Origin of the sequence: Erwinia persicina, from assembly GCF_019844095.1 — a bacterium.
In the GTDB taxonomy this organism is placed as follows: Bacteria; Pseudomonadota; Gammaproteobacteria; order Enterobacterales; family Enterobacteriaceae; genus Erwinia; species Erwinia persicina.
In genome coordinates this window covers 212,688-228,917 of sequence record NZ_CP082141.1, presented here as the reverse complement: position 1 = coordinate 228,917, position 16,230 = coordinate 212,688, and the positions used below count along the sequence as shown (strand labels likewise).

Sequence of the window (16,230 nt, the reverse complement as noted above, 5' to 3'; positions counted from 1 at the left end):
TTACGGTTCCTTTTGTGTGTTGGCTTCAGAATTCAGGTCCAGTTTTACAACTTACTTTCCACGTAATCGAAAGCAATTTCACTGGCCTTTCGGGCATTAAAATCAAGACCAGTCAGGCTACCGCGTAGCCACAACCCGTCTATCATTGCCGCCAGACCGCGAGCGGCTTTACGCGCTTCATCACGTGATAATTCACGGCGAAACTGGCAGCAAATATTGGAAAAAAGGCGGTGATCGTTGACCCGTTGTAATCGACGCAGTTCGGGCCGATGCAGGCTGGCTGCCCAGAAATCAAGCCAGGCCCGCATCGATGTCCCGCTGGTCTGACTGGCGTGAAAGTTGCCTTCAATAATGGCAAACAGCTGGGCCTGAGGAGAAGGTGCCGCCGCCGCCCGCTGCGCCGCCACCGCATCGTGCAGATCGCGCAAAATGCGGCGCATCGTCGCGTTTAACAACCCCTCTTTGTCACCAAAATAGTGACTGACAATCCCGGTAGACATACCGGCCTGGCTGGCCACCTGGGACAGCGTGACGCCCGCCAGCCCCACATCACCGATGGTTTCAAACGCTGCTGTGATCAACTGCTCCCGGCGTTGGCCGGGAATGGCTTTACGGGTCATCTCTTCTCCATCTCTCTGTTCAGCCAGCCTGAACAGCACGACAAAATTCATTGATTGAACGTTCAACCAATCTACATTATGCTGCGGAAATGTCAAAATTATGATTATTAGTTGTTAACAAAAGGTTTCATGAGATGGACTTTCAATTTTGCATCAAGGAGTTGCTGAAATGACTAAGATCGCATCAACATCGGCGGATAATGAACCGGTCAGGCTGAATTCCCCCGTTTTTTTTAGTTCCGCCGCCGTTATTTTGCTGTTGGGCCTGCTGGTAGTGCTGTTTCCAGCAGGCAGCCACCTGTGGCTGAACAGGGCGCAAACCTGGATGACCGAGGTGTTTGGCTGGTACTACATGCTGCTGATGGTCGCCTGTATGTGTTTTGTATTCTGGCTGGCGCTGTCCCGCTTTGGAAAGATCCGGCTGGGCCAGGAAGGAGAGGCGCCGCAGTTTAGCTATCCCTCATGGATTGCCATGCTGTTTTCGGCGGGTATCGGCATCGCGCTGGTTTATTACGGTGCTTATGAGCCGCTGGATCACTTCCTGCAGCCGCCTGAAGGCCCGGGAGGAACGCCAGAGGCCGCCCGTCAGGCCATGGCGATCACCTTCCTGCACTGGGGCCTGCACGGCTGGGCGCTGTATGCGCTTATCGCCACGGTTCTGGCCTATTTCGCCTATTGCCGTGGACTGCCCCTGGCGCTACGTTCGCCGCTTTATCCCCTGTTAGGGGAGCGGATCCACGGCTGGTACGGGCATGTCGTCGACAGCTTTGGCATTCTGGTCACCGTGATCTCTATGGTGACCAATCTGGGGATTGGTGCGCTACTGGTCAACTCTGGCCTGCACTATTTGTTGGGGGTTCCCCAAACCCCTCATGTGCTGCTGATACTGATTGTTCTGATGATGGTGGTCGCGACGCTTGCCGCCGTGACGGGCGTCGAGAAAGGTATCGCCATGCTTTCCAACATCAACGTTGGCTTCCTTTGCCTGCTGTTACTGTTCGTGTTTGTGACCGGCCCGACGCTCAATCTGATCAACGGGATGCTACAGAACACCGGTGATTATTTAACCTCGATTATTGGTAAAAGTTTTGACGTGTATCTGTATGGCAAAGCGCGCGCTTGGCAAGGGGCATGGACGCTCTTCTACTGGGCGTGGTGGGTGGCCTGGGCCCCGTTCGTTGGCTTATTTATTGCCCGCATATCGAAGGGTAGAACGGTGCGCGAGCTGATCTTTGGTGTGATGCTGATCCCGCTGGGCTTCACCCTCGCCTGGCTCTCTATCTTTGGTAATACCGCTATCAGCCTCGTACTTGATCATGCCGATCATATTCTGGGTGAGGTTGCGCTGAGCGATCCGCCGATGGCCGTATTCAAACTGTTTGAATACCTGCCTTTCACTGAAATCACGGCCGGTTTCACGATTATCATCAGCTTCGTGCTGTTTCTGACCCCGGTAGACTCCGGTACGCTTATGATTGCCAATCTCTCGAGCAAGGGGGGCACCAATGATGATGATGCGCCGGCCTGGCTACGTATATTCTGGGCGTCAGTCACCACGCTGGTCTGCGCGGGCCTGCTGTATGCGGGTAGCTTCAGTGCCATGCAGACCGCCGTTGTTATTTGTGGTCTGCCCTTCTCTGCCGTGATCGTACTTTACATGGCCAGCCTGTATCGCGATTTGCACACCTTCACCGACCGGCCTCAGCGGGCCCCGCACCGCGAACAGAGTGAGGCGGAAGCGAAGGGATAGATAAACGGGGGAGCGCCGGACGGCCACTACATTGTTGAGCAGAGCATCGCGTTCTCTCTACAGTGCGGTGTCAACCGGCGTTCAAACAACAGCAGAGTTAATAAAAAAACGCCTTTGCGACCAGAGGCCGGGCCTATCGGTGTAAATGGTAAAAGTAATTAAAAGGAGATGCCCCCCGCCAGGGCTTGTGCGCTGCGGCACTCTCTGTTTCCTCCCCCACATTGAATAAAATATTACCGTCTGACGAAAGAAATATTTAATCAACTTCCCCTTCTCTTTTTCCCAGTTAATGCCACAATCATACACAGAAACATAATGCGCTATTGAATAGCGTGCTAGTTAAATTAGTGATGGCTTCATCTTTTGCAGTGAGTAGCAACACCAGGGAAAACTTATGCAGCAACTAAAAAAAACAGACACAGGAATCGCCTATGCCAAACTCTCCACTCCCGCACTTTGTGCCAGTGAAAAGCAACGTCCGTGAACTTCGCCTCGCTGCCGGGCTGTCACAGGAGCGCGCCGCCGAGCGGTTTGGCCTCAGCCTGCGCGTCTGGCAGACCAAAGAAGCGGCGAGCAACCCGGGCCAGCTCGGCCAGGCGGAATATGAATTCCTGCTGCTGCTGGCGGGCCTTCATCCGCATTTTTCTCTGGCACCGTCGCAGATGCGGTAAACAGAGATCCTGCGATTTGCTTTGCTGCCCCCTTCCCGATGCGGTGCTAACGGCGATTGTCCGGCAGCCGGGCGGCAGGAAAAAGCCAGGGTCAGACCCCCAAAAAACCAGCCCGCAGGCTGGTTTTTTCTCTTACTCCAGGTGCGAACGCAGTTCTGACGATGCCTGCCGCAGGACGGTTTTTACCGTCGGCTCATTGCTCAGAGCGTTTAACAGGCCGTAGTCGTGGATCATACCGTTATAGCGCGTGACCGTGACCGGGACGCCTGCCTCGTCCAGCTTACGGCCAAACGCCTCGCCCTCATCGCGCAGTACATCCAGCTCTGCGGTCTGGATCAGCGTTGGTGGTAAGCCCTGAAGTTGCTCACGGCTGGCCCGTAGCGGCGAGGCAAGGATATTATTGCGATCTTTCTCTGCGGGGGCGTAGCTGTTCCAGAACCATTTCATCATATTTCTGGTCAGGAAGTATCCTTCCGCAAACTGATGATAAGACGCGTCGTCTGTCCGCGCATCGGTCACTGGCCAGAGCATGACGCTGTAGCGGATTGCCGGCGCATGGAACTGCTTCGCCTGCAAGGCGACGGCCGCGACCATATTCCCCCCCACGCTGTTACCGACCAGTGCCAGCCGCGAACCATCCACGCCAATCTCATCACCGTGCAGGGCCACCCACTTCGTCGCCTCGTAGGCCTGGGTGATCGCCACCGGATAGTGGGACTCAGGTGAAGGAGCGTAGTTAACAAAGACGGCCGCTGCCCCCGACTCCTTCACCAGGTCGCGAACCAGACGCTCATGCGTCGGGAAATCCCCCAGCACCCAGCCGCCGCCGTGGAAGAACATAAACACCGGCAGTTTCCCGCCAGCGTGGGCCGGTTTAACCACCGTCAGCGTCAGCGGTTTTCCTGATACCGTGATCACTTTTTCTGACACCTCTGCGGGCGGCAGAACGGCCCCCTGCTGGGCACCCGTCAGCACCGCACGCGCCGCCTGTGGCGAAAGCTGTTCAATCGGCTTACCCCCGCCGCTGTTCAATGCGTGCAAAAAGGTCGCGACGCCCGCTGTCGGAGCAGGCGTGTTTTCTTCCGATGCGGCGAAGGCGCTCATCGCCTGGCTGGCCAGTAACAGAGCGGAGGCAGTGAGTTTCAGTTTCATGGGCTACCCCTGTGTAGTCTACTATTAAGTAGTGTGCTATTTAGTTTGCCGAGAATGACACAGCACACAAAAGTTGTAAACGATTAGATCGCACGCTACTTAAATCAGTGACAGCCCCCTGTCGTCAGGGGATCAGATAAGGGGTCAGTCGGAAGGGAATTACAGCGCCTGCGCGCAGGCCCAGGCCGAGCTCCATGCCCACTGAAAGTTATAGCCTCCCAGCCAGCCGGTTACGTCCACCACTTCCCCAATAAAATACAGGCCAGGCACGTCGCGCGCTTCCATGGTCTTTGAGGACAGCTGAGTGGTATCCACCCCGCCCAGCGTCACTTCCGCCGTGCGATAGCCTTCGGTGCCGTTGGGCTGCACGCGCCACTGGTGCAGTGCAGCGGCCAGTTCGGCCTGCTGGCGGCTGTTCAGTTGCTTCAGCGTACACTCCGGCACGGTCCCCAGCAGCTGCAGACACTCGACCAGCCGTTTCGGCAGCAGCTTCGCCAGGGTATTTTTCAGGCTCTGATTCGGGTGACTTTGCCGTTCATCGTTAATCAGCGCATCAATGTCCTGCCCCGGCGACAGGTTGATCGTAACAAACTCCCCCGGCAGCCAGTAGCTGGACAACTGCAGTACTGCCGGGCCGGACAGGCCACGGTGGGTGAACAGCAGTGCCTCTTTAAACACGGTGCCATCTTCAGCGGTCAGCACCGACGGCACTGAGACGCCGGACAGTGTCTGAAGCTGTTCGAGAAGCGGCTTATGCAGAGTAAACGGCACCAGCCCTGCGCGGGTCGGGAACACCTTCAGGCCAAACTGCTCCGCTATTTTATAGCCAAACGGCGACGCCCCCAGCCCCGGCATTGACAGCCCACCGCTGGCGATCACCAGCTTTTCTGCCTGCACCTCTGCACCGTTCAGCTGTAGCGTATAGCCGCTGTCATCACGGCTGACGGAGATAACCTCACTGCGCAGACGCAGCGTCACCTGACCGTCCTCACACTCCTTCAGCAGCAGGTCAACCACCTGCTGCGCGGAGTCGTCGCAGAACAGTTGACCCAGCGTTTTCTCATGCCAGGCAATGCCGTGACGGGTGACCAGATCGATAAAATCCCACTGGGTATAGCGCGCCAGCGCCGACTTACAGAAATGCGGGTTATGTGACAGATAGGCTGCCGGTTCCGTATAGAGATTGGTGAAGTTACAGCGACCACCGCCTGACATCAAAATTTTACGCCCGGCTTTTTTGCCATTATCAATCAACAGCACGCGCCGCCCTTTCTGTCCCGCCTGGGCTGCGCAAAACAGGCCAGCTGCACCCGCGCCAATTACGATAACGTCAAACTTTTCCACCACTCACCCCGTGCCGACCTGCAAAAACGCTGATTGTAGTGAGTCGGTGGCAGGGATACCAGCTTCACAGGATTATGGAGGCGAAACATTTTGTAACTTTATGATTTTTTGATACTTTCACCTCAGACCGCCACCGTTATGACACATTAGTGTCAAAAAAAGTCTATATTTCCCTTTCCCCGGGTGCGGTTTGTCGCTGATAATGCGCCGCGTTCATGTCCTCCAAAATGGCGTAACGCTTATGCTGCATCTGTTTGCTGGTCTTGATTTACATACCGGCCTGTTCCTGGTTCTTGCTCTGCTGTTCGTTTTAATTTACGAAGCAATCAACGGCTTCCACGATACGGCCAACGCGGTAGCAACCGTGATTTACACCCGTGCAATGCGCTCGCAGTTAGCGGTTGTCATGGCCGGGGTATTCAACTTCTTTGGTGTCCTCCTGGGCGGCTTAAGCGTGGCTTACGCTATCGTCCATCTGCTCCCCACCGATCTGCTGTTAAATGTTGGATCGGCTCACGGGCTGGCCATGGTCTTCTCCATGCTGCTCGCCGCTATTATCTGGAACCTCGGCACCTGGTACTTCGGGTTACCGGCCTCCAGTTCCCATACCCTGATCGGTGCCATTATCGGTATTGGCCTCACCAACGCGTTGCTGACCGGCACCTCGGTGGTGGATGCGCTGAACATACCTAAAATGATTGGCATCTTTATGTCGTTGATTATTTCACCGATTGTCGGTCTGGTCGTCGCCGGTGGCCTGGTGTTTCTGCTGCGTCGTTACTGGAGCGGCAGTAAAAAACGCCAGCGAATCCATATGACGCCAGCTGAACGTGAAAAGATCGATGGCAAGAAAAAGCCGCCGTTCTGGACGCGGACCGCACTGATTATCTCGGCGATTGGCGTCAGCTATTCGCACGGGGCAAACGACGGTCAGAAAGGTATCGGCCTGATCATGCTGGTACTGATTGGCGTGGCACCGGCAGGCTTTGTGGTGAATATGAATTCCAGCGGTTATGACATTACTCGCACTCGCGATGCGGTCAACCATCTGGAACAGTATTACCAGCAGCATGCCGGTTCCCTGACGCATATCATCCAGATGTCACCGCCTGCGCTGCCAACGCCGGAAGAGGTGCCTTCAGGGCCGCAGGAGTTCCACTGTGATGCCGCACGCGCGCTGCCTGCCATCCATCGGGCACAGGGGCTGCTGAACAACCTCACCAGCTACGATGCCCTGAATGTAGAGCAACGCAGCCAGCTGCGCCGTCTGCTGATGTGCATCTCCGATACCGCAGAGAAAGCGGCCAAACTGCCGGAAACCAAGGCTGACGACAAACGTTTCCTCAGCAAGTTGAAAGGCGATCTGCTGAATACCATCGAATATGCGCCTGTGTGGATCATCCTCGCCGTGGCATTAGCGCTGTCGCTGGGAACGATGATTGGCTGGCGTCGGGTTGCCACCACTATCGGTGAGAAAATCGGTAAAAAAGGCATGACCTATGCACAGGGCATGTCGGCACAGATGACGGCAGCGGTGTCGATTGGCGTGGCCAGTTATACCGGGATGCCGGTTTCGACCACCCACGTCCTGTCCTCTTCCGTTGCCGGTACGATGCTGGTTGACGGCGGTGGCGTACAGGGACGCACCATTAAGAACATCCTGCTGGCGTGGGTATTTACTCTGCCGGTGTCGATTGTGCTTTCCGGTGTGTTGTACTGGCTGGCGTTGAAACTGATTTGACCTGCTGTCAGGGCCGACCGTTTTTCCCGCTTAAGCGGTAGAGCGAACCGCAAAAAGGTTCGCACCGGTGTAGAGGGTGACCCTTTTTGGGGTCGCCCTTTTTTAATGCCAGATAGCCAGCCCAATCAGACTGATAAACACCAGACCACACAGCGCGCTGGTTAAGACAAACTGCCCGCGAAGCCGCTGACAGCGGCGAATAAACTCATCATCATGATGGTCGAGATAGCGCTGATACCAGATATAGCCAATCAGCCTGACCTGCTTACTCGGCTGCCCGTGAGAGGTAAAAAAGCCTCCGCCATCGACATACTGATACAGCAACGGATCGCAGCCCCGCAAAACCACCAACAGCGCCCGCAGCGATGAGAAATAGCGCGCCATATTCACCACACAAACGACACAAAGAGCCCAGAAAAGCGCAATGGTGCTGATCATGATCCCCTCCCGAACTTTCATCAGGAAATACGATACGCGGCAAAAACGGGGACATTCCCGATCGTTCGCCAACCTTTTTTATTGAGATGATTTCTGCAAGCCGGACGGCGAAACAAAGGGTCGTTTGCTGCCATCTTTTATCAGTGTAGGAGATATGTTTCCTTTTTTTCCAGTGATGTTTATGGCTTCAGGGATGAATAGAGCAAAAATGATATTGATCGCCCTCGCAAACGCCATCCCATGGCACAACAACGGGACCCTTTTTTCGCTATACTCACCCTTAACACTTACCTGAAAAGGAGTTTTCAAAATGGCTTATAAACACATACTGATTGCCGTCGATTTGTCGCCGGAAAGTAAGCTGCTGGTCGACAAAGCGGTATCGATGGCGCGCCCTTATGACGCGAAAGTTTCCCTGATCCACGTTGATGTGAACTATTCAGACCTCTACACCGGTCTGATTGACGTTAACCTTGGCGATATGCAGAAACGTATCTCTGAGGAAACCCACACCGCCCTGACGGATCTGTCCAACAGCGCAGGGTATCCGATTGCAGAAACATTAAGCGGCAGTGGCGATCTCGGCCAGGTGCTGGTCGATGCCATTAAGCAGTATCAGGTAGACTTAGTGGTGTGCGGCCATCATCAGGACTTCTGGAGCAAGCTGATGTCTTCAGCACGCCAGCTGATCAACACCGTTCATATCGACATGCTGATCGTACCGCTGCGCGACGACGAAGACGATTAAGGCATCACGGGATAATTGGAAAAGGGTCAGCCATCAGGTGGGTCCGGAAAGACTGGCTGACCCGAAAACAAGGTCAGCCATGACGGGGATTCAGAATGACGGGCTGACCGGGAACGATTTCTCAGGCCAGCGGCGCATAAATATCAAAACGGTGACTCTTGGTGGTCACGGCATTGGGCGTCCCGACATCGGCTAACGGTGGCGCATAATCAGGGCGCTTCACCACCACCCTTTTCTTCGCCAGCTGCCGCGCAGGCAGCAGCAGCCCGTCGGCATCAATATCCGGCCCCACCAGCGACTGAAAAACCCGCATCTCTTTCTTCACCAGCGCGCTTTTCTGCTTATGCGGATACATCGGGTCGAGGTAGACCACATCCGGCGGCGGGCGGATATCCGTCAGCGCATCCAGACTGGAGGCATGCAGCAGCGTCAGGCGCTCGCGCAGCCAGGGGCCAATCTCCGGATCGGCATAGCCGCGACGTAATCCGTCGTCGAGTAATGCCGCCACCACCGGATTTCGCTCCAGCATACGTACCCGGCAGCCAATCGATGCCAGCACAAACGCATCGCGCCCCAGCCCCGCCGTGGCATCCACCACGTCCGGCAGATAGCCGCTTTTGACACCCACAGCCTTCGCTACCGCTTCCCCACGACCGCCACCAAATTTGCGCCGGTGCAGCATTGCTCCGGAGACAAAATCCACATAGATGCCGCCGAGCTTTGGCTCATCACGCTTGCGCAGTTCCAGGTGTTCCGGGGTCAGCACCAGCGCCATCAGCGCGTTGTCATCCTGCACCAGTTGCCAGCGGCCCGCCAGTATAGATAAGGCGCCGTCTCCGGCGCCCGTTTCATCTAACAAACAGATGTTCACTGAGAGCTTAACCCTTAATGCCGTAGTGTTTCAGCATCGCGTCCAGCTGTGGCTCACGGCCCCGGAAGCGTTTAAACAGTTCCATGGGCTCTTCGGACCCACCGCGCGTCAGGATATTGTCGAGGAACGACTGCCCGGTTTCACGGTTGAAGATCCCCTCCTGTTCAAAGCGGGAATAGGCATCCGCCGCCAGCACATCAGCCCACAGATAGCTGTAGTATCCCGCCGCGTAGCCGCCGGCAAAGATATGGCTGAAGGCGTGTGGGAAACGGCCCCACGACGGCCCCGGCACCACGGCAACCTGATCTTTGATCTCTTTCAGTATCTCCAGGATACGCGCGCCTTTCGCCGGGTCATATTCGGCATGCAGGCGGAAGTCAAACAGGCCGAACTCCAGCTGACGCAGGATAAACAGCGCCGCCTGGTAGTTCTTCGCCGCCAGCATTTTATCCAGCAGATCTTTTGGCAGCGGTTCACCGGTCTCATAGTGACCAGAGATAAATGCCAGGGCTTCCGGTTCCCAGCACCAGTTTTCCATAAACTGGCTTGGCAGTTCGACGGCATCCCACGGCACACCGCTGATACCGGATACTCCCGGCGTTTCAATACGGGTCAGCATATGATGCAGGCCGTGACCAAACTCATGGAACAGGGTGGTGACTTCATTGTGGGTAAACAGCGCAGGCTTGCCGCTGACCGGACGGTTGAAGTTACAGGTCAGGTAGGCAACCGGTTTCTGCAGGGTACCGTCGGCGCGACGCATCTGGCCCACGCAGTCATCCATCCATGCCCCGCCGCGCTTGTTATCACGCGCGTACAGGTCGAGATAGAAGCTGCCGCGCAGCTCGCCGCTGTCGTCGAACAGGTCAAAGAAGCGCACGTCAGGGTGGTAAACATCCACGTCGTGACGTTCGCTGGCCGTAATGCCATAGATGCGTTTTACCACTTCAAACAGGCCGTCCAGTGCCCGCTGGGCCGGGAAGTAGGGGCGCAGCTGTTCGTCGCTGATGGTGTAGAGGTGCTGTTTCTGCTTTTCACCGTAATAGGTCATATCCCATGGCTGCAGGTCATCCACACCGAACGTTTTTTGAGCAAAAGCACGCAGCTGGGCCACTTCCTGCTCGGCCTGCGGGCGGGCGCGCCTGGCGAGGTCGGTCAGGAAGTCCGTCACCTGGGCCGGATTCTCCGCCATTTTGGTCGCCAGCGATTTCTCCGCGTAAGAGTTAAAGCCCAGCAGCTGTGCCAGCTCGTGGCGCAGCGCCAGTTCTTCCGCCATCACCTCACTGTTATCCCACTGCCCGGCGTTCGGGCCCTGATCGGAGGCGCGGGTAGAGTAAGCGCGGTAAAGCTCTTCGCGCAGGGCCTGGTTGTCGCAGTACATCATCACCGGCAGATAACTTGGAATATCCAGCGTCAGCAGCCAGCCTTCCTGCTCACGGGCTTCGGCCTGGGCTTTGGCGGCAGCCAGGGCGCTCTCCGGCATCCCGGACAGTTCGCTTTCATCAGTGACCAGCTTGCTCCAGCCCATCGTGGCATCAAGCACATTGTTGCTGTAGGTCGATCCCAGCTCTGACAGGCGCGCAGAAATCTCGCCATAGCGCTGCTGCTTCTCTTTCGACAGGCCAATCCCGGACAGCTCAAAATCGCGCAACGCGTTATCAACCGCTTTTTTCTGTGCGAGATCTAAGGCGGCAAAGTGCTCACCCTCTTTCAGGTTGCGATAAGCCTGGTAAAGCCCCTCATGCTGTCCCACCCAGGTGCTGTACTCGGACAGCAGCGGCAGCGTCTGCTCATAGGCCTGACGCAGCTCAGGGCTGTTTTTCACCGCATTAAGATGGCTGACCGGTGAAAACAGACGGCTTAACCGGTCGTCCACTTCCGCCAGCGGCTGTACCAGATTATCCCAGCGGTACGGCGCCCCCTGTGCCACCGCCTTTTCGACCGCCGTGCGGCAGTCAGCCAGCGCCTGAGTGACCGCAGGAACCACGTGTTCAGGCTGAATGGCGGAGAAAGGGGGAAGCGTGAAATCGGAGAGTAACGGATTGGTCATAGCGCAGTCCTTTAATCGTTGGTATGGGGCGCACAGATGCGCGCAATCTTTTTAAGATGGGGTTAAGTGGTGTGAAAATCAATGCCCCACACCCTCGCGAGGGCATTCCCGGCGCGCAACGCCCGCTTTTTCACCGCACTTTACGCATTGCCACACTGGGGTGCGCGTTGCATACTCCTTCCCGCTTAAATACATCGTATTACTCCGTTACAAACAGGGAGTTTTTTTATGTGGTATACGCTGGCGGCCTCGTTGCTGTTTTTACCTTTTTACCTTCGCAGCTCGCTTATCCTGCTCGCTATTGCACTGGGGCTGGCGGTCTTTGATCAGACGCTGCTCCCGCCGGGAATGGTGGCGCTGGCGATTATCGGCGCGGTCGCCCTCTACTGCGGTTATCAGAAACAGCCTAATGCGTTTTCCCTGCCCGGCGAAATCGTGCTGGTGGTAAGTGCAATTGCCCTGATGCTGCATATGATCCCGGGCTTTAATAATCTGATTATTGTTTCCGGCGAGCGCGTCGGGCCACAGAGCGTGCCTTTTACCTTTTATTACAACATTGATAAAGCGCTTATCCCGTTTCTGCTGCTGGCCTGTCTGCCCACCCTGCTGAAGCGTCCGGCAAAGCCACCAGCTAACGCGCTGTGGTGGCTGGTGTTGATGATGTCGCTGCCGCTGCTGTTATTACTGGCCACGGTGGCCGGTGGTTTAAGAGTCGAACCCCACCTGCCGGAGTGGCTGGGGGCCTTTATGCTGGCCAACCTGTTCTTTGTCAGCCTGGCGGAAGAGGCGCTGTTTCGCGGCTATATCCAACAGCGTCTGAGCCAGCTGCTGGGAGATAAACGGGCGCTGTTTATTGCTGCCCTGCTGTTTGGCTTTGCCCATTTTTCCGGCGGCCTGTTGCTGGTGCTGTTTGCCACGCTCGCCGGGCTGATTTACGGCCTGGCCTGGCTGTGGAGCGGCCGGCTCTGGGTCTCTACGCTGGTGCATTTTGCCTTTAATATGCTACACCTGCTGTTCTTTACCTATCCGATGTGGCAGCGAATCCCGACCTGAACGCGCTTTTTTAAGCCGTTTTCGCTATAATACCCCCAACCTGTGCCGCCCGACGGCGGCACGCTCGCATTTACCATCCGGATTATCCCAATACATGCTCAGTTATCGCCACAGCTTCCATGCCGGCAACCATGCCGACGTTCTCAAACATACCGTGCAGAGCCTGATTATCAGCGCGTTAAATGAGAAGGAAAAACCCTACCTCTACCTTGATACCCATGCGGGCGCAGGGCGTTACCTGTTAAGCGGTGAACATGCGGAGCGCACCGGAGAGTACCTGGAAGGCATTGCGCGTATCTGGCAGCAGGATGATTTACCGGAAGAACTGGCCCCGTATATCAGCGTAGTGAAGAACTACAACCCCGGCGGTAAACTGCGTTACTACCCGGGTTCGCCACTGATTGCCCGCCACCTGCTGCGCGAGTATGACCAGCTCCAGCTGACCGAACTGCACTCCAGCGACTTTCCGATGCTGCGCAGCGAATTTCAGAAAGACGATCGCGCACGCCTGGCCCGTGCCGACGGCTATCAGCAGTTAAAGTCCAAGCTGCCGCCGCTGTCACGCCGGGGTCTGATCCTGATCGACCCGCCATACGAGATGAAAAGTGATTATCAGGCCGTGGTGCAGGGTATTCAGGAAGGGTATAAACGCTTTGGTACCGGCGTGTTTGCGCTGTGGTATCCGGTGGTGCTGCGTCAGCAGATCAAGCGCATGTTCAACGAACTGCAGGCCACCGGCATCCGCCGAATCCTGCAGATTGAGCTGGGTGTGCGCCCGGACAGCGACCGCTTTGGCATGACCGCCTCGGGGATGATTGTGATTAACCCGCCGTGGAAGCTGGAGCAGCAGATGAAAAACGTGCTGCCGTGGCTGGAAAAAGTGCTGGTGCCGTCCGGTACCGGTTACTCCAAAGTCAGCTGGATTGTGCCGGAATAAATCGCGCGCAGGGGCGGCCGCAAAAACGGCCCCCCGCTACAGCGTAAAGACCGCAAAATCGTGCGCCATCTCGGTGTGCGGAAACACCGCCCGACACTCCTCCAGCAGTCGTTCACAGTCAGCCCGCAGATAACGCGTACTGATGTGCGTCACGATCAGACGTTTTGCTCCGCTTTCCAGCGCCACTCTGGCGGCCTGGGCGGTAGTGGAATGCCCGCGGCTGTTGGCTTTCTCTTCCATCGCCACTTCCAGCGTCGCCTCGTGCACCATCAGATCCACTCCCGCTGCCAGCTCGTTCGCCGCCGCCGTCGGTGCGGTGTCGCCAAAAATCGCCAGGCTGCGGCCTTTGATTTTCTCTCCAACGTAATCCCAGCCGTTGATCGTCCTGCCATCAGGCAGCGTTACGCTGCGCCCGTGCTTCAGGTCGTAAAACCAGGGCCCGGCAGGCACCCCGTCGGCAGCCAGCTTCGCCGCATCCAGCGCGCCAGGTTTATCATGTTCATCAATGCGATAGCCGTAACACTCCACCGGATGCGTCATCGGCCAGGCCGTCACGCGGAAGTGCTCATCACAACACACCTCACCGGCCCGGACTTCCACAATGTCCAGCGGAAAGGTCAGCCACGAGCCACTCAGCGCGATCGCCGTATCGACAAAGCTTTTCAGCCCGACCGGGCCGTAAATCGTCATAGGATCGGTCGAGCCGTTCATCGATCGGCTGGTGAGCAGCCCCGGCAGGCCAAAAATATGGTCACCGTGCAGGTGGGTAATGAAGATCTTCTCGATCTTACCCGGCTTGATCGGGGTGCGCAGGATCTGATGCTGCGTCGCTTCCCCGCAGTCAAACAGCCAGGTCGCATTGCGCACACCCTGCAGATCCAGCGCGATGCTGGTGACATTGCGCTCGCGGCCGGGGGTGCCGGCCCCGGTGCCTAAAAACTGCAGTTGCATAATCCACTGACTCCTTCCGTTATTGTCCGGGTGATCCACCCGACTTGATGCTGTCCCAGTCTAACGCAAAACGCGCCAGATATTTACGCAGCCGGTCGGCATCGTTGGGCTGTTTCTTCTGTTGACGGGAAACGGCAAACAGCGTGCGCCCGGCCTCCGACAGCGAAGAGGACCCACGGCACACTCTCAGCACCGTCTCCAGCTGGCTGTGGTCAAACAGATCCAGCGTTTCCGGTAATGCCAGTGTGGTTTCCCCCTGCCAGCCCGCGCGCAGGCGCGCAATCTCTTCTTCCACCTGGGCCAGTTCAATGCGGCCGTTATCGGCGAGGGTCGCCATTCGGGTGACAGACGCACTCAGCTCACGAAAATTACCGCGCCACAGGGCAGCCGGTGCGCAGGCAAACTGCAGATAGCGCTGACGGGCCTGCGGCTCAAAACGCACCTGCGACTGCGCATCACTGGCAAAACGCAGCAGTTCGAAGTCCAGATTAGGTTCAATATCTTCGCGCCGCGCTGCCAGCCCCGGCAGGGTAAAGCTCCACATATTAATGCGCGCATACAGATCCTCACGAAAGCGTCCTTCAGCCACCCACTGCCGCATATCGCGATGGGTGCCGGCGATGAGTTGGAAATCGCTGCTCACCTCTTTATCTGCGCCGAAAGGCAGAAAGCGCTTTTCCTCAATCGCTTTCAGCAGCATGGCCTGCTCATCCAGTCCCAGCTCGGCAATCTCGTCAAGGAATAACATGCCGCCGTCCGCTTCCCGCAGCAGGCCGTTACGCGGCTGCAACGCGCCGGTGAACGCCCCTTTAACATGACCAAACAGCGTAGACATGGCGTTATCCCCGCGCAGCGTGGCGCAGTTGACCGCGACCAGCCTGCCGCTGACCCGGTGACGCGACTGCCGCAGCTGATAAATGCGTTCCGCCAGAAAGGATTTTCCCGCCCCTGTCGGGCCGGTCAGCAGCAGCGGCGCGTCGGACCGCAGCGCCACCCGCTCAATCTGGTCGATAAGATTATTGAACGTCGCATTACGGGTGGAAATGCCCCCCTTCAGCAGTGATACCGACTCCTGACGTTCCCGCATAAAACGGCTGGTGAGGGTGGCATAACGGCTGAGGTCGAGATCGATCAGGGTATATACCCCTTCCGTTCTGGCACTCTCCTGTTCCCGCGGAGCGGGGGCCGTTTGCAGCAGCCTGGCGGGCAGATAGCGCGCCTCGGTCAGCAGGAACCAGCAGATCTGCACCACGTGGGTACCGGTGGTGATATGCACCAGATACTCTTCATTCTCCGTATCAAAGGGATAGTGGCGGGCAAAATCGAGCAGGACGGTATACACCTCCTCAAAATCCCACGGATCATTCAGCGTGATCGGATTCAGCCGCACTTCGGTATCCGGCGAGATCAGCACCACATCTTCCGACATTTGCTGCGCCATCGTCTGGCGGTCAGGCTGATGCAGCAGATCCAGGCGGTCAACGGGCAGGTCAGGCTGCATACACAGCCCCAGCGTAGGCCGCCATTTATTCCAGCGGTTCTCCCGTTTACCACGTTTATCGAGGGTGGTTCCCAGCATCCCTATCACTACTCTGCGCTTCATGCCTTATCCCTTTATCGCGATGTTTATCCCACAGGATAAATTCACCCTGCTATGTGCAGCAAGACCTTTCTGTTGCCATAAAATAAAAACGTTAAATATCATTTAATTAAAAATAATTTCAGCGCTTTTACTTTCCTGGCACACTTCTGGCAATAGTTATCCCGTCGACAGGCTGAATGATGCCCGGGTTATGAACCCAGCCGGCGCACCGGGAACGGATGACCGTTTTCCCGCAGGCGTTCCGTCAGCACGAAGACATTTTGCGAAGGCACAGGGCCAGAACGGGTTCGACTCCCGGTTT

The 16,230-nt window shown here is 56.8% G+C and carries 14 protein-coding genes; 6 read left to right on the top strand and 8 right to left on the bottom strand.

What is annotated here, in order from left to right:
• Positions 1-44: 44 nt before the first annotated feature.
• Positions 45-620 carry a transcriptional regulator BetI gene (gene betI / locus K6L24_RS00975; RefSeq protein ID WP_062748208.1) on the bottom strand — a complete coding sequence of 192 codons (576 nt, stop codon included), beginning with the start codon at positions 618-620 and terminating at the stop codon, positions 45-47.
• Positions 621-789: 169 nt separating this feature from the next.
• Here betI and K6L24_RS00970 point away from each other — a divergent pair, with 169 nt between their 5' ends.
• Positions 790-2,370 (top strand): BCCT family transporter, encoded by a 1,581-nt coding sequence (locus tag K6L24_RS00970; protein WP_118665272.1) that lies wholly within the window; start codon positions 790-792, stop codon positions 2,368-2,370.
• A gap of 431 nt (positions 2,371-2,801) precedes the next feature.
• Positions 2,802-3,041, top strand: coding sequence for a helix-turn-helix domain-containing protein (locus K6L24_RS00965; protein WP_062748204.1), 240 nt, complete (start codon positions 2,802-2,804; stop codon positions 3,039-3,041).
• A gap of 132 nt (positions 3,042-3,173) precedes the next feature.
• Here the strand turns inward: K6L24_RS00965 and K6L24_RS00960 are convergent, their stop codons facing one another.
• The gene (locus K6L24_RS00960; protein WP_222681862.1) at positions 3,174-4,193 is read right to left on the bottom strand and encodes an alpha/beta hydrolase; all 1,020 of its coding nucleotides are present in this window, start codon (positions 4,191-4,193) and stop codon (positions 3,174-3,176) included.
• A gap of 159 nt (positions 4,194-4,352) precedes the next feature.
• Positions 4,353-5,537: a BaiN/RdsA family NAD(P)/FAD-dependent oxidoreductase gene (locus K6L24_RS00955; protein ID WP_062748199.1), complete on the bottom strand. Its 1,185-nt coding sequence runs from the start codon at positions 5,535-5,537 to the stop codon at positions 4,353-4,355.
• 241 nt (positions 5,538-5,778) lie between these two features.
• Here K6L24_RS00955 and pitA point away from each other — a divergent pair, with 241 nt between their 5' ends.
• Positions 5,779-7,278: an inorganic phosphate transporter PitA gene (pitA, locus tag K6L24_RS00950; RefSeq protein ID WP_137269217.1), complete on the top strand. Its 1,500-nt coding sequence runs from the start codon at positions 5,779-5,781 to the stop codon at positions 7,276-7,278.
• A 102-nt stretch (positions 7,279-7,380) separates the two neighbouring features.
• Here pitA and uspB read toward each other — a convergent pair whose 3' ends face one another.
• The gene (gene uspB / locus K6L24_RS00945) at positions 7,381-7,716 is read right to left on the bottom strand and encodes a universal stress protein UspB (RefSeq protein ID WP_062748195.1); all 336 of its coding nucleotides are present in this window, start codon (positions 7,714-7,716) and stop codon (positions 7,381-7,383) included.
• 310 nt (positions 7,717-8,026) lie between these two features.
• Between uspB and uspA the strand changes: the two genes are divergently transcribed.
• Positions 8,027-8,464, top strand: a complete 438-nt coding sequence (gene uspA, locus K6L24_RS00940; protein ID WP_062748192.1) for a universal stress protein UspA — start codon at positions 8,027-8,029, stop codon at positions 8,462-8,464.
• A gap of 121 nt (positions 8,465-8,585) precedes the next feature.
• Here the strand turns inward: uspA and rsmJ are convergent, their stop codons facing one another.
• Together rsmJ and prlC are read right to left on the bottom strand one after the other, a co-directional pair.
• Positions 8,586-9,335 (bottom strand): 16S rRNA (guanine(1516)-N(2))-methyltransferase RsmJ, encoded by a 750-nt coding sequence (gene rsmJ / locus K6L24_RS00935; RefSeq protein WP_062748189.1) that lies wholly within the window; start codon positions 9,333-9,335, stop codon positions 8,586-8,588.
• A gap of 7 nt (positions 9,336-9,342) precedes the next feature.
• Positions 9,343-11,385 (bottom strand): oligopeptidase A, encoded by a 2,043-nt coding sequence (gene prlC / locus K6L24_RS00930; protein ID WP_062748187.1) that lies wholly within the window; start codon positions 11,383-11,385, stop codon positions 9,343-9,345.
• A 228-nt stretch (positions 11,386-11,613) separates the two neighbouring features.
• Here prlC and K6L24_RS00925 point away from each other — a divergent pair, with 228 nt between their 5' ends.
• Both K6L24_RS00925 and K6L24_RS00920 read left to right on the top strand, forming a co-directional pair.
• Complete coding sequence (locus K6L24_RS00925) at positions 11,614-12,438, top strand: CPBP family intramembrane glutamic endopeptidase (protein WP_222681861.1); 825 nt, start codon at positions 11,614-11,616, stop codon at positions 12,436-12,438.
• Between the two features lie 94 nt (positions 12,439-12,532).
• The gene (locus K6L24_RS00920) at positions 12,533-13,375 is read left to right on the top strand and encodes a 23S rRNA (adenine(2030)-N(6))-methyltransferase RlmJ (protein WP_062748183.1); all 843 of its coding nucleotides are present in this window, start codon (positions 12,533-12,535) and stop codon (positions 13,373-13,375) included.
• A 36-nt stretch (positions 13,376-13,411) separates the two neighbouring features.
• Here K6L24_RS00920 and rnz read toward each other — a convergent pair whose 3' ends face one another.
• Together rnz and rtcR are read right to left on the bottom strand one after the other, a co-directional pair.
• Positions 13,412-14,326, bottom strand: a complete 915-nt coding sequence (gene rnz, locus K6L24_RS00915; protein WP_137269216.1) for a ribonuclease Z — start codon at positions 14,324-14,326, stop codon at positions 13,412-13,414.
• A 19-nt stretch (positions 14,327-14,345) separates the two neighbouring features.
• The gene (rtcR, locus tag K6L24_RS00910; RefSeq protein WP_062748178.1) at positions 14,346-15,929 is read right to left on the bottom strand and encodes an RNA repair transcriptional activator RtcR; all 1,584 of its coding nucleotides are present in this window, start codon (positions 15,927-15,929) and stop codon (positions 14,346-14,348) included.
• Positions 15,930-16,230: the final 301 nt, after the last annotated feature.

Coding starts and splice junctions, on each gene's coding strand:
- betI (WP_062748208.1), bottom strand. CDS start 620: ATGACCCGTAAAGCCATTCCCGGCCAACGCCGGGAGCAGTTGATCACA.
- K6L24_RS00970 (WP_118665272.1), top strand. CDS start 790: ATGACTAAGATCGCATCAACATCGGCGGATAATGAACCGGTCAGGCTG.
- K6L24_RS00965 (WP_062748204.1), top strand. CDS start 2,802: ATGCCAAACTCTCCACTCCCGCACTTTGTGCCAGTGAAAAGCAACGTC.
- K6L24_RS00960 (WP_222681862.1), bottom strand. CDS start 4,193: ATGAAACTGAAACTCACTGCCTCCGCTCTGTTACTGGCCAGCCAGGCG.
- pitA (WP_137269217.1), top strand. CDS start 5,779: ATGCTGCATCTGTTTGCTGGTCTTGATTTACATACCGGCCTGTTCCTG.
- uspB (WP_062748195.1), bottom strand. CDS start 7,716: ATGATCAGCACCATTGCGCTTTTCTGGGCTCTTTGTGTCGTTTGTGTG.
- uspA (WP_062748192.1), top strand. CDS start 8,027: ATGGCTTATAAACACATACTGATTGCCGTCGATTTGTCGCCGGAAAGT.
- prlC (WP_062748187.1), bottom strand. CDS start 11,385: ATGACCAATCCGTTACTCTCCGATTTCACGCTTCCCCCTTTCTCCGCC.
- K6L24_RS00925 (WP_222681861.1), top strand. CDS start 11,614: ATGTGGTATACGCTGGCGGCCTCGTTGCTGTTTTTACCTTTTTACCTT.
- K6L24_RS00920 (WP_062748183.1), top strand. CDS start 12,533: ATGCTCAGTTATCGCCACAGCTTCCATGCCGGCAACCATGCCGACGTT.
- rnz (WP_137269216.1), bottom strand. CDS start 14,326: ATGCAACTGCAGTTTTTAGGCACCGGGGCCGGCACCCCCGGCCGCGAG.
- rtcR (WP_062748178.1), bottom strand. CDS start 15,929: ATGAAGCGCAGAGTAGTGATAGGGATGCTGGGAACCACCCTCGATAAA.